The following is a 13,291-nucleotide window of genomic DNA, read 5'->3' as shown; positions in this document are numbered from 1 at the left end:
GCTGGCTTTCCGGGCGGGTTTTTCTGAGGTGATTGGAAGGTCAATATGGGCCTCAACCTAGCTAAAACCTGGCTCCCCCGCAAGCCTTGGCATCACTGCTGCTGCCGGGCATCCCTGCTGACAGAGCGGGGCTTGTGCGCTACTGTGTCGCATGAACGAAAAACTCACAGTACGGCGGGCTTTTGTGGCCTCCGGGCAGGTACAGGGCGTGGGCTTTCGCCCCTTTGTCTACAGGCTCGCGCATGAGGGCGGCCTCACGGGAACCGTGGGCAACACCTCGGAAGGCGTACGTATGGAAGTGCAGGGCGCGGAGAAAGAGGTGCGCCGCTTCGGCCAGCGCCTGCAGGCTGAGCTTCCCCCTCTGGCCCGTCTCACCGGACTGAAAGAGGAAGACCTGCCAACTGTGCAGCAGGAGGACGCCTTTGCCATTGTGCAGAGCAGCGGTCATGCCGGGCACAGCGTGCTGGTCAGCCCGGATGTGGGCGTGTGCGCCGACTGCCTGGCGGACATGGCTGATCCGCAAAATCCGCGTTACAACTATCCTTTCACCAACTGCACCAATTGCGGCCCGCGCTATACCATCACCCGCTCCATTCCTTACGACAGGGCCGTCACGTCCATGAGCTGCTTTCCCCTGTGCCCGCGCTGCTCGGCGGAATACGCTGATCCGGCGGACAGGCGTTTCCACGCCCAGCCCGTGGCCTGCCCGGTTTGCGGACCAATGCTCTGGTTTGTGGACAAAGAAGAAGCGGCGGCAGGGGGTACCCGTCCGCAGCAGTGCTGCGCGCAGGACAAGGAAACTCTGGCGCGCCTGGCTCTGGAGCGCTCGGGCCAGGTGCTGCTGGAAGGGGGCATTCTGGCCATCAAGGGGCTCGGCGGCTTTCAGCTTGCCTGTGATGCCCGCAACGCCCGGGCCGTGGCCCTGCTGCGGCAGCGTAAAAACCGTCCGCACAAGCCGCTGGCGCTCATGGCTGGCGATCTTGCGACCGTCCGCTCCCTTTGTGATCTCACGCCGGAGCATGAGGCTCTGCTCGTAAGCCCGGAAAAGCCCATTGTGCTCTGCCCGCGCCGCCAGGAGGGCGAACCGCCCGCACTGCCGTCGCAGGTGGCCCCGGATACGCGGCAGGTGGGATTCATGTTGCCCAACACCCCCCTGCACAGCGTGCTTTTTGACTGGCTGGCCGCCCGCGCGCCGCAGCCGCCAGTTCTGGTCATGACCTCGGCCAATGCCGGGGGCGAGCCCATCTGTCTGGGCAACAGGGAGGCGCTTGAGCGCCTGCCGCACCTTGCGGACGCCTGGCTGCTGCACGACAGGGACATCCTGGTGCGCGTTGACGACAGTGTCATCACTTTGCAACCGCAGGCAGGCCCGGCAATGGCTGCCGCCCTTCCCGGCTCGGCGCGGCCAGACAGGGGCGAGCCGCTTTTTTACCGTCGCGCGCGGGGCTATGTGCCGCGCCCCGTGTTTCTTGCTGACAGCGGGAATACGCCAGATACGGAGGCTACGGCAGGTACGGCGGATCCGGCGGAGGCTGACAGCCCCGCGCCTGCCTGCGTTCTTGGCGCAGGAGCCGAACTCAAGGCCACGGTCTGCCTCACGCGCGGCCATGAGGCCTTTGTGGGCCAGCATGTGGGCGATCTGGAAAACCCGTCGGTTATGGCTTTTTACGAAGAGGTGGTCACGCATCTGGAAAATCTGCTGGAGGTTCGCCCCCAGGCCCTTGTCTGCGACCTGCACCCCGACTTTCTTTCCACGCGCTATGCCGAAGCCCGCGCCGCGCGCGAGGGTCTGCCCCTGTGGCGTTTGCAGCATCACGCGGCCCACGCCGCCGCTGTTTTGGCCGAGAACGCCTGTTTCAGTCCGGCTCTGGCCTTGTGTCTGGACGGTACGGGACTTGGCGACGACGGCACGGTCTGGGGCGGCGAACTGCTTGTTATGGATCTGGGCAGGCCGGAATGGCGGCGGCTGGGGCGGCTCTCCCCCTTCGCCCTGCCGGGAGGGGACGCCGCCGTGCGCGAACCGTGGCGCATAGCCCAGGGCCTCATAACCCAGGGCATGAAAGGTCAGGCTGCGGAATACCGCCATCCGGATGCGGCAGGCGCGCTGGCTGGCGCGCCCTGGTTGCCTGAGCATGCCTCGGCATCCCGCGCCGTGGGGGAAATGCTGGCGCGTGGCATCAACTGTCCCGCCACTTCCAGTTGCGGGCGGCTGTTTGACGCCGTGGCGGCGCAGGCCGGCCTGTGCATGACCACCACCTACGAGGGGCAGGCTGCCATACGGCTGGAGGACGCGGCCAACCGGGCGCAAGGCTCGCTGGGGGCCGTGCTGGCCGGTCGCACGCCCATGGCGGACATGCGTAAACTTCCGGGCATGATCTGGCCCGTGGGCGTGACCGAGCGCGACGGCCTTCTGGAGCTGGACAGCGCCGGACTTTTTGGCAGGGTCGCGCGGGGCCTTGCGGACGGCATGCCCGTGGCCGAGGCGGCAGGGCGTTTTCATCTCAGTCTGGCGGAGGCTCTGGCGGGCATGGCGGGCAGGGCCGCCAGATCGCTTGGCATCACGACCGTGGGCCTGAGCGGCGGCGTCATGCAGAACGCCATTATGGCGCGGCTGCTGCCTCAGGCCCTGAGCCACATGGGGCTGAAGACGCTCACCCACCATGAGCTGCCGCCCGGCGACGGCGGCCTGTCCCTGGGGCAGGCCGTGTGGGGCAGAAGAATGCTGGCCGCCGCGCGCAGTACGGCCTGCTGAAGCAATGCCGCGTGGGAGTGCTTTGTGGGGGAGGGACCCTTTTGCAAAAGGGTCTCCTCCCCCACACCCCCTCCCCCTAAAACCTTTATTATAACTTAACAGGGTACAATGAGGTCTCTGCTCTGAAGCAGGGGGGAGGCAGCATCTTCTTGGCGTCACATTATCTAAAGTCTGTCTGTTCAAGGCCCGGTGCGGTTGGGTTGCCGCCTGCATCCGACTACCTGAAGCCGGCCACAGCCCGTCCCTGTTTGAGGGCCACGCGCCCCAGGGGCAGGTCGCGCCACCACAGTGCGGCCTCGCGTCCCTGAAGTCCCGTCTGGCGGCTCTGGCCGCTGAGCAAGGCGCTGATGTCGCCAATGTCTTCCAGAACAAGACTTGTGCTGGCGTCGGGTTTTTCGGGCATCAGGGCTCGCAGGCGCGAGGCCGCGTCCAGCCTGCCGCCGCAAAGCTTGCCCAGCAGCGCCCCCTGCCAGATGCAGTTCTGCGGCAGAAGGGCCGCGGCCTGAGCCGGAATGAAGCGCACGTGTTCGCCATACAGCACGGCCTGGCCAGGGGGCAGCAGGGCCGGATCGCACGTGGGCCCGGCAAGGCAGTCCGGGGGCAGGACCTGCCCCAACGCCTGCCCCGAAGGGCGGGACGCGCGGGCGGGTTTTTTGCGCCCAAAGCGCGAGGAACCGGAAAATTCGGAGTCCGATACAGACCTTGGGGAAAATCCGTCCGTACTGCCGGATGCGGCGGCTGGCGCGCCGTACGGCTCGCTGTCCGCCCCTTTGCCCTGTGTGTTGGCTGCTCCGCAGTCCGGGGTGCTGTCTGCTCCACAGGCCGGCATGGCGCCGGACTTGCGCAGACGGGCCACATAAAATCCCTGGGCCTGGGAGCGTGCGCCATCCACCCGCAGGGTGCCTTCGCCGCCGGGCAGCTCTTCCCAGACAAAACCGGGAATGGGCGCAAGATGATCGCGCACAAGGCCCAGTTCCTCTTCGGCAAAGCGTACCTGATCTTCGTTTTCAGCCACATTGGTCGTGCAGGTCGAGTAGACGAGGCTCCCGCCGGGAGCCAGCAGGCGCGCGGCATGACGCAGCAGGCGCTGTTGCAGGCTGGTGAGGCTGTCCAGCTTGTCCCCCTGCCAGAGTTTGAGCACCTGTGGATGCTTTTCGGCCGTGCCCCAGCCGGAGCAGGGCGGGTCAAGCAAAATGGTGTTCCACGAACCGGGGCGCAGGGGCAGGGCATCGCCGCTGTAGGAGCAGGTGCCCGCCTGGATCAGGTTGCACTGGTGCAGGTTGGCGCGTAGCGTGCCCAGGCGCGTCGGCGAGGGTTCGTTGCCCAGCACAAAGCCTGTGCGCCCCACAAGCTGCGCCAGAAAGCCCGTTTTGCTGCCGGGGCTCGCGCACATGTCCAGCACCGAGGCTCCCACAGCCGGGGCCAGGGCCACGGGCGGCAGCATGGATGAGCGGTCCTGAATGTAAATATAGCCAAAAAAGGCCGCCAGCGAACTGCCCAGGGGGCGTGGTTCGGCCAGCAGGCGGTGGCACAGGGGGGAAAAAGGCTCGGGCTCGAATTCGTACCCCTGAGCGCGCAAAAGGGCCTCCACGGCTGTGGTATGCCTATCTTCACAAACAATACGGAATGAACGGGCGGCTGGCTTGGACATGGCGGCATAGTATGGGCAGGCGGTCAGGGCCGCAAGAGCTTTTTGCCGGAAAATCCGCGTTTACGGCATTTCCAAGATGTTGCGCGCCGCGCCAACTGCGGGTATAGTGCGCCCGTGTGGCATCCATGCGGCGCCACGCCATCCGCGCCCGGCGCGGGTGAGCCCCGTGGGCCTGACTGCTGCCGGATAGTTACGGCTGGCACGGCCCCAGGAAACCTGATCATCGGTTTTTTTTTGAGCTTCAGGCGTCACTACAGCCGTTGATATGGCCGTATGGCAGCCCTGCACCGATTTTTGCGACGCGCTACGCCCAGAAACGGTCTTGCACGCCGTACGTAAAAGCCGCCCTGATCGGAGCTTCCTTTACTTTACCGGGAATCTGGCAAGATACCCAAGGAGAACGGAATGAAATTTGCCATGCGACTGACTTTTGCGGTCTGCCTCGCGCTGCTCGCCGCCGGGTTGACCCCGACGGCGCAGGCTGCAGCCAAGAGTGCCGTGGTGCTGCCCTTCACGGTGAACGCGCCGCAAAGCTACGCCTATCTTTCCAAGGCCGTTCCGGCCACCATTCAGGGCCGTCTGAACCGGCCCGGCGTGCTTGATGTGCGCCCTGTGCAGGGCAAGGCATCTTCGCAGGCGGAAGCCAGCAAGGTCATGCAGTCCTCCGGCGCGGACTACACCGTGTGGGGGGCGGTCAATGTGGTGGGCAATGACTGCACCATTGAAGTCAACAGCGTGGACAAAGCCGGAAAAACCTGGAGCAAGACCGCCCAGAGTTCCGTGAGCGGCCTGACTGGCGCTGTGCAGAACCTGAGCGCCGCCCTGGGCCAGGAAGTGTTCGGCATAGCCGGCGTTCGCGCCCCCGGCAGCACGGCGGCCTCCGGCCCCCGTGGCGCGGTGGCTCCCGGAGGCGACATCATCGCCAATGAAACGGGGCAGCAGCAGGTGTACCTGAACCCGCAATTCCGTTATCAGGGCGCCGGTTCCGGCGACGGCTCCCGTCTGCGCAGCCAGCGTCTGCCCTACGCCATGGTGGGCATGCTGGTGGGCGACTTCAACGGCGACGGCAAGAACGAAATCTGCGTGATGAGCGATAACCATCTGCGCATCTATTCCTGGGACGGCGCAAGCCAGCTCAAGCTGCTGGGTGAAACCCTTGTTTCGCGTTCCAACCAGAACTTCTCCATGCGGGCCATCGACCTCAACCGCGACGGCGCCATGGATATTGTGGTCGCCACCTTTGAAAACGAGAGCAACCGCCCGTACACCTATTTCTTCAGCTTCAAGGGCAACAAGTTCACCCAGGTGGCGGAGCGCATCCCCTACTTCGCGAGCGTGCTGCGTGTGCCGCCCACCTTTGCGCCCACCCTCGTGGGCCAGAGCTGGGATTCGCTCAAGCTTTTTGCCCCCGGCGTCTACACCATGGTGAAGACCAGCGGTAAGTACTCCTTCGGTTCCCGGCTTGACCTGCCCACTGGGGCCACTGTCTTCAACGTGACATGGTTGCCCGGCGGCAAGAACGGCAAGGGCGAGCAGCTCATCATGCTGACCGACGACGAGCGCCTCAAGGTCTTCCAGGGCAATGGCAATACGCTCGTCCATACCACCATGGAGCGCTTCTCCGGCTCGGCCACCGGCATGGACCACTACAAGGGCATGCCCGGCCTCGGCGTTGACAAGAACTACCAACTGCCCAGCAAGTACTATGCGCCCATGAATCTTATCGCTGCCGACATCGGCCATACCGGCGAATACACCCTGCTGATCAACAAGCCCATATCCACGGCTTCGCAGATATTCGACCGCTACCGCTACTTCCCGCAGGGCGAAATTCATGCCCTGTACTGGGACGGCGTGGGCCTCGGCCTCAAGTGGAAGACGCGCCGCATCCGTGGTTCTGTGGCTGCTGTGGATCTCGCTGACGTCACCAATAACGGCACCCTTGATCTTGTGGTGGGGCTGAATACCTCGCCGGATCTCGGCGTGGGCAGCCGCCAGTGCATGATCACGGCCTACCCGCTGGACGTTTCGGCCACGAATCCCAACGTGCCGGCTGATATGAGCGACTTTGAAGTGAGCCCCAATTAGAGCATTTAAACGTTGAAAAAAGTTCGATGCTCTAACGCCGCACTCCCGTGCGGCGCTAGAGCGTGGCGCGGATTCTGCCGAAAATCGCATCGTTCGGCAGAATGACAAATTGAAATGTGACGCATTTCGAGTGTTAAAGCTCTAGATAACGTCGGGGGCGGACAGCCCGCCGCAAAACGAGCGGGCTGTCCGCCCCCGGCAAAGCCCCCTTTTCGGGGCTTTGCTTTTTTATCCGTACACGGCAAGGAGACGGCATGCGCATCCTGGTGATTGGCTCCGGTGGGCGGGAACACGCCCTGGTCTGGAAATTCATGCAAAGTCCCGGCGTCAAGGCGGTCTTCGCCGCGCCCGGCAATGGGGGAACCAGCAGGGAGGGCGCGGTCAATGTGCCTGTTTCTGTTGACGACCTGGACGGGCTGGTAGCCCTGGCGCGCAGGGAGAATATCGATCTTGTTGTGCCCGGCCCAGAACTTCCTCTGACCCTGGGCATTACCGACCACATGCGCGAAGCGGGCATAGCCTGTTTCGGTCCCGACAGTTACGGCGCAAAGCTCGAAGGCAGCAAGGCCTTTGCCAAGGAAATCATGGCCAGGGCCCATGTGCCCACGGCGCACTGCGCCGTGTTCAGCGATGTGGAAATGGCCAAAAATCATGTGGCCAAGGTTGGAGCCCCGCTGGTGGTCAAAGCTGACGGCCTGGCCGCTGGCAAGGGCGTCATCATGGCGGCCGACTCTCAGGAGGCACTACAGGCCATCGATGACATCATGAGTGCCAGGGCCTTTGGCTCCGCAGGCGATCTCGTGGTGCTGGAGGAATGCCTTGTGGGTGAGGAAGCCTCCTTCCTGTGCCTGTGCGATGGCGAACGCGCCGTGCCGCTGCCCTCGGCCCAGGACCACAAGCGTGTTTTCGACAATGACGAAGGCCCCAATACCGGAGGCATGGGCGCGTACAGTCCCGCGCCTGTCCTGCCCGACAGCAAGCTGGAGGAAATGGCCGACCTCACCGTGCGGCCCATCCTGCGCGAGCTTGCCAGGGACGGCCACCCCTTTGTGGGCGTGCTGTATGCCGGGTTGATGATGACCGCCGACGGCCCCAAGGTGCTGGAGTACAACGTGCGCTTCGGCGACCCGGAATGCCAGCCCATGCTCATGCGGCTTGAGGGCGATCTGCCCCGTATCATGCTGGACTGCGTCGCGGGCAAGCTTGATCCCACCAGCATTGGCCAGAGCGCCAAGACGGCCTTGGGCGTGGTCATGACTGCAGAAGGCTACCCCGGCGCGTACACCAGGGGAGTGCCCATTACCGGCATCGGTGAAGCGGACGCGCTGCCCGGCGTAAAGGTTTTTCACAGCGGCACAACCATCAAGGACGGCGCGCTGGTGTCCAACGGCGGCCGAGTGCTTTGCGTGACGGCGCTGGGTGATGACCTTGAGGACGCGCAAAGGGCCGCCTACGCGGGTGTTGAAAAAATTCGCATGGATGGCGGCTTTTACCGTAAGGATATAGGGCAGAAGGGCATCAACCGGCTGAAAGGCAAGTAGGGTGCCGCAGGAGCCGGTTTGCAGCAACTCCGGAGCGCGTCCGCGTTGCGCATGTACATTCCCACGTTGACGGCACGCCCCGGAGCGGCGCGTGATAGCGTAATAAACCGCGGCAGGCCTTCGCGGCGGGCGTCTCTCGCGCAGCCGCCAGACACATCCATATAGGGCATTTTACCCTTGAAAAGGTTCATGCTCCAACGCCGCACGCAAGTGCGACGCGCCGCAATGTGGCGTGTATTCTGCCGAAAATCGCATTTTTCGGCAGAATGGCAAATTGAAATGTGACGCATTTCAAAGTTAATCCGCTCCGGAGCGCCTTCGTGGTGAAAGCGCTCTGGATTACCCCCGGCCCAGGCCGGATTCAGAGGATACGACATGGCGCAAGTGGTCATATTGATGGGATCGCAGTCTGATGAAGACAAGGTTAGCCCCTGTGTTGAAGTGCTGAAAAGTCTGGGCATAAGCTGTGTCATCACGGTCAGTTCCGCCCACCGCACCCCCGAACGTACGGAAAAGCTGGTGAGCGAGCACGAAGCCGCAGGCGCGCAGGTATTTATCTGCGCGGCGGGCATGGCGGCGCATCTGGCCGGGGCTGTGGCCGCGCGCACCACGCGCCCGGTCATAGGCATTCCCGTTTCCAGCGTGGCCCTCGGCGGCATGGACGCCCTGCTCGCCACGGTGCAGATGCCCCCGGGATTCCCCGTGGCCACCGTGGCTCTGGACAAGGCCGGAGCGCGCAACGCCGCCTGGCTTGCCGCCCAGATTCTGGCCCTGGCTGATCCGGCTCTTGCCGACAGGATCAACGCTGCCCGCGTGAAAATGCGCGCAGACGTGGAAAAGGCCGGGGAAGAAATCACCCGCAAATACGCCTGAGCCGTAGCGTCGCCGGGCATGCCCGCCAAGTGGGTCCTCGCCGCTGAAAGCAAAGCGATGTTACGTTGAAATGCTTTGTGGGGGAGGGACCCTTTTGCAAAAGGGTCCCTCCCCCACGCCCCCACCCCCTAAAACTTTTATTGCCATTTGGAGCGCGTACCCTTTGAAAAAGGGTACGCGCTCCAAATGGTGTTGTCGCGGGAGGAAGGCTCAAGGCGCACGGCTCTGGCGGCGGGCATGGGAGGCCCTGCCGTGAATGCGGGCGCGCGGATAAGCGCGCGGGCAGGCGGGATGGTCTGCCGGAGCGTTAGACCGGTTTGGCCCGGCGCTTAGAACGTAAGTGGCTGTTTTATCGGAAAAGCATAAGATTCAGAGCCGCCTGCGCTGACGAGACCGATGTTGGGGAGCTTCATGCGACGGCACGAGGTCCGGTGAAAAAAAAACAGCAAAAATGGCGGTGAAAAATAAAAAGGTCGCCGGGCACATGAACCGGCGACCTCGCTTCAGGGCAGGTGGGGTAAATCCTGCCCTTTGTCTACGCATTTTCTATGCATTGCCGAAAAAGGGCGGACGGCGCGTCTGCGCATCGCCGCTGACGCGGAAAATCTGGACGGTGTAGTGTCCTGTGCCGCCGCAAGTGGGGCAGGCGTCCGTCACCAGCAGGCAGGACGCGTCCAGTTCCAGCGGATCAATGCCCGCAACGCCGAGAATATGTGTGGCCTTGCCCTGCTCCCACATAACCGGTGAACCACAACGTCCGCATTCCACATAGAGGAGTTCAGGGTCATAGCCCTTGCCAACAAGCGGGCCGCGCAGTGGTTCGGCAATGGCCTTGAGCGTATTGTTATGCATTATTCCCTCCCGCAGGCCCCGGTGCACTTTGGCCGCGCGTATGGTCGCGATTGCGGCGCGCCCTTTGAGCCTTACCTTCCATAAATAAGCACCTCTGGCTGCAAGGCAAGCCCCGTGTCGCACCCGGGCCCTGTTTTTTCTCGCGTGGCGCTGCAGCTTGCCATGCGCCAAACGGCCGATTAGAGTGGAACCATGTCTGAAAATAAACGTCATATACGTCTGCTGCCGCCTGAGCTGCGCAACCAGATCGCCGCTGGCGAAGTGGTTGAACGGCCCGCCAGCGTGTTAAAGGAACTGGTGGAAAACAGCCTGGATGCCCAGGCTGGCCAGATAGATGTTTGCCTTGAAAACGGCGGCCAAAGCCGCATCAGCGTGCAGGATGACGGTTGCGGCATCCCCGCTGAAGACCTTGAACTGGCCGTTACCCGTCACGCCACCAGCAAGATTGCCTGCCTTGAAGACCTGGAGCGCATCCTGTCTTACGGGTTTCGTGGCGAGGCCCTGCCGAGCATTGCCTCGGTGTCGCGTTTTTCCATCACCTCCGCCCATGCCGGGGAGGACGGGAATGTGACGGCGCACCGGGTGGAAGTGGAGCACGGCCTGCTCAAAAGTTCCGGCCCGGCGGCCCTGCACAGGGGCACTCTGGTGGAGGTGCGCGATCTTTTTTCCAATATACCAGCCCGCCTTAAATTTTTAAAGACCCCCTCCACGGAGTTCAAGCGCGCCCAGGACTGGCTGGCCCGTCTGGCGCTCACCCGGCCCGAGGTGGGCTTCAGCCTGCATTCGGGCGAGCGCGAGGCCCTGCGTTTTTTGCCGGGGCAGACGCTTGCCGGGCGGCTCGCCATACTCTGGCCACGGCTTGTGGTGGACGCCCTGCGCCCCTTTGACGGCCAGAGGCACGGCATACGGGCACACGGGCTGGCGGCCCTGCCCAATGTGAGCCAGCCGCGCGGCGACCGCATCCTGCTGTATGTCAACGGGCGCTCCGTCACGGACAAGCGCCTGCTGGCCGCCGTGCGCGAAGCCTACAAGGGGCGCATGACCAGCCGCGACTATCCGCAGATCGTGCTTTTTGTGGAGATGGACCCGGCGGAGGTGGACGTGAACGTGCACCCGGCCAAGAGCGAGGTGCGCTTCAGGGACGAGTCCGCGGTTTTTTCCTCTGTGTTGCACGCTGTTCAGGCAGCGCTTGTCACGTCCTTTGACGTGGCCGATGCCGCCTGGCATGACGCGGGCGCGTCCGCCACGGGGGGCGCTGCTCATGCGGCTCCGGAATCCACAGGCGCTGGTCCGCGTCCGTTGGGCTTCTGGGGGCGGCTCGACAATCCGCCCCTTGTGGAGCGCCCGGAGCGGGACGATTTTGCGGATGCGGGGCAATGGCAGGGCGCCGCGCCTGCGGCCATGTCTTCGGCCGCGCCAGCCGCCGCATATGCCCAGAACCCGTCCTGCGGCTTCGGTCAGGTGGACGGGCCTGCCAGCCACTACGGCCACAATCCGGTCGGGGAGCAGGCGCATGGGTCACAACCGCCCACAGACCCGGAACACGGGGTACTATCTTTCGGCGCAGGGGCTCATGGTCAGGCGCAAGCCGGGGAACAACCCGGTGACGCCGGGGTTTTTGTGCGCGCCGAAGCTATGGACGCCGCCGGGAGCATGGCTGAAGACAGCGCGGCTTATGACGCGGCTCCCGATGCCAGAAACCTTGGACCGGATGCCGCTGCCTACGCGGCCGCGTCGTATCCCGAGGGCGAAAGCGTGCGGGATCGCCAGCCCCTGCGCGTGGAAAATGTGGAGTATCTGGGGCAGGTGGCCGACACCTATCTTGTGCTGCGCGACAGGGCCGGAGCCCTGCTTTTGCTGGACCAGCACGCCGCCCACGAGCGCATACTCTATGCCCGCATGCGCCGGGGCGCTTTTGCGGGGTCAGGTCAGTTGCTGGCCTTGCCGCTGGAAATGCCCCTGCACCCGGCAGAGCGCGAACGGCTTTTTGACTTGCGCCCCACGCTGGAATCCCTTGGTTTTGTGCTGGAGACCTCGGCCAGAGGGCTTGAGGTCAGGGGCATGCCCCCCGTCCTTTCGCGCGCCGAGGCCAGGGATTTTCTGCGTGAAGCGCTGGCGGGCCGCAAGGACGACCTGGCGGACATGTTCATATCCATGTCCTGCAAGGCTGCCATCAAGGCCGGGCAGCGACTCACCGACGACGAGGCCGCCGGGCTGCTGCGACAGTGGCTGGCCACCGATGCCAGGGAGTATTGCCCGCACGGCCGCCCCTGCATCCTGCGCTGGGACGCCATGGAGCTGGAAAAACTGTTCAAGCGGCGGCAATCGTGACGTGGCGCGTGGGGGCGTATCCTTTGAGAGTGCTTACGCCTAGGGGAATATGCCCTGACTTGAAGAATCGTTGGCTTTTGGCGTGAAGGATGCCTTGAAACCATCGGCACAGAAGCATCGACGCCAAACGCTGCCTGTATTCGCCAAACCGGCTTCTCGTGAAGCCTGTAGTCTGGAGAGTTCTTATGGAAAAGAAATATTGGCTTCTGAAATCCGAGCCGGGGTGCTATTCCATCGACGATCTTGAGGCCGAGCCTGAACAGACTACCTGCTGGAGCGGCGTGCGCAACTATCAGGCGCGCAACTTCCTGCGGGATCAGATGTCAGTGGGCGACATGGTCATTTTTTACCACAGCGTGACGGACCCTTCGGCCGTGGGCGTGGCCCGCGTGGTCAGGGCCGGCTACCCGGACCCCACCGCCTGGGAGCCGGAAGACGAGCATTTTGATCCCAAATCAACGCCCGAAAGGCCGCTCTGGTATGCGGTGGATGTGCGCTTTGTCAAAAAATTTGCCAATGCCGTGCCGCTCAAGGCCATGCGCGTGGATCCCGCCCTGGCGGGGATGGAGTTGCTTCGCAAGGGCTCCAGGCTTTCGGTTATGCCCGTGAGCAAAGAAGAATTTGAGATTGTTTGCAGGATGGGGGATCCGCTGGGGGCGTAGGGGGGGGGCGGATGCTCCGAGAGAGATAAGGCCGGGCCTGTCCTTTGAGAGGCGGTTTCTGTGCCCTGCGGGCACGACGGTTTTTTATTTATTTGGTTTGGGCCGCCTGCGCGGCGGGCGGCAGAGGGGGCCTGTTAGGGGCTGCCGCCCCTCCGAGGCCCCCTCTGCACTCCCCCCGGACGACCCCGCTGGGGCTTTCCATTCTTCGCCATTCCGCGAGGGCTGCGCGGCTTTTGCTTCGGGAGCTTCCTCGCTTCGCTCGGCGATCTCCCTGCGCACCGCGCAATGCCAGCGTGCGCCTTCACGCTGAATGAGAGATTGGAGGAGGGCGTTTCATTGGCTGTAGGAAGTCTCAGAAACCGCGTTTCGTTGCTGGGGAAAGGTACATTGTGCCGAAAGGTTTGAACTTTGGGGATGGTCTTTGAGCTGCGTGGGTAATGCTCTGCGTGAGTCAGGTTTTTCGCCACAGGTGCTTTCTCCAACAATGAGCGCGGTTCCTGATGTTTCATGCAGTCAATAAGACACCGTGCAAAAGGCATCA

Annotated in this window: 8 protein-coding genes; 6 read left to right on the top strand and 2 right to left on the bottom strand. The window is 63.6% G+C overall.

Going from position 1 to position 13,291, the window contains the following annotated elements:
* The first annotated feature begins 151 nt into the window (after positions 1-151).
* A complete protein-coding gene (hypF, locus tag ACZ5DH_RS12335) occupies positions 152-2,752 on the top strand; it encodes a carbamoyltransferase HypF (protein ID WP_464254554.1) in 2,601 nt (866 codons plus the stop codon).
* 217 nt (positions 2,753-2,969) lie between these two features.
* On the opposite strand, the gene ACZ5DH_RS12330 is transcribed toward hypF, so the two are convergent.
* Entirely contained in the window at positions 2,970-4,403 is a 1,434-nt protein-coding gene (locus ACZ5DH_RS12330; protein WP_464254553.1) for an RsmB/NOP family class I SAM-dependent RNA methyltransferase, read from the bottom strand.
* A gap of 405 nt (positions 4,404-4,808) precedes the next feature.
* Between ACZ5DH_RS12330 and ACZ5DH_RS12325 the strand changes: the two genes are divergently transcribed.
* The 3 genes from ACZ5DH_RS12325 (at position 4,809) to purE (ending at position 8,905) form a co-directional block, all read left to right on the top strand.
* On the top strand, positions 4,809-6,491 hold the full coding sequence (locus ACZ5DH_RS12325) for an FG-GAP-like repeat-containing protein (protein ID WP_464254552.1): 1,683 nt from the start codon (positions 4,809-4,811) through the stop codon (positions 6,489-6,491).
* A gap of 254 nt (positions 6,492-6,745) precedes the next feature.
* A complete protein-coding gene (gene purD / locus ACZ5DH_RS12320) occupies positions 6,746-8,032 on the top strand; it encodes a phosphoribosylamine--glycine ligase (protein ID WP_464254551.1) in 1,287 nt (428 codons plus the stop codon).
* A 375-nt stretch (positions 8,033-8,407) separates the two neighbouring features.
* The gene (gene purE, locus ACZ5DH_RS12315) at positions 8,408-8,905 is read left to right on the top strand and encodes a 5-(carboxyamino)imidazole ribonucleotide mutase (RefSeq protein ID WP_464254550.1); all 498 of its coding nucleotides are present in this window, start codon (positions 8,408-8,410) and stop codon (positions 8,903-8,905) included.
* 546 nt (positions 8,906-9,451) lie between these two features.
* Here purE and ACZ5DH_RS12310 read toward each other — a convergent pair.
* Positions 9,452-9,757, bottom strand: coding sequence for a hypothetical protein (locus ACZ5DH_RS12310; RefSeq protein ID WP_464254549.1), 306 nt, complete (start codon positions 9,755-9,757; stop codon positions 9,452-9,454).
* A gap of 192 nt (positions 9,758-9,949) precedes the next feature.
* On the opposite strand from ACZ5DH_RS12310, the gene mutL reads away from it, so the two are divergent.
* Positions 9,950-12,088 carry a DNA mismatch repair endonuclease MutL gene (gene mutL / locus ACZ5DH_RS12305; RefSeq protein WP_464254548.1) on the top strand — a complete coding sequence of 713 codons (2,139 nt, stop codon included), beginning with the start codon at positions 9,950-9,952 and terminating at the stop codon, positions 12,086-12,088.
* Positions 12,089-12,273: 185 nt separating this feature from the next.
* Complete coding sequence (locus tag ACZ5DH_RS12300) at positions 12,274-12,750, top strand: EVE domain-containing protein (protein WP_464254547.1); 477 nt, start codon at positions 12,274-12,276, stop codon at positions 12,748-12,750.
* Positions 12,751-13,291 lie beyond the last annotated feature (541 nt).

Source organism: Desulfovibrio simplex (assembly GCF_055387835.1).
The sequence above is the reverse complement of the archived record's forward strand: the minus strand, read 5'-3'. Positions and strand labels throughout refer to the sequence as shown.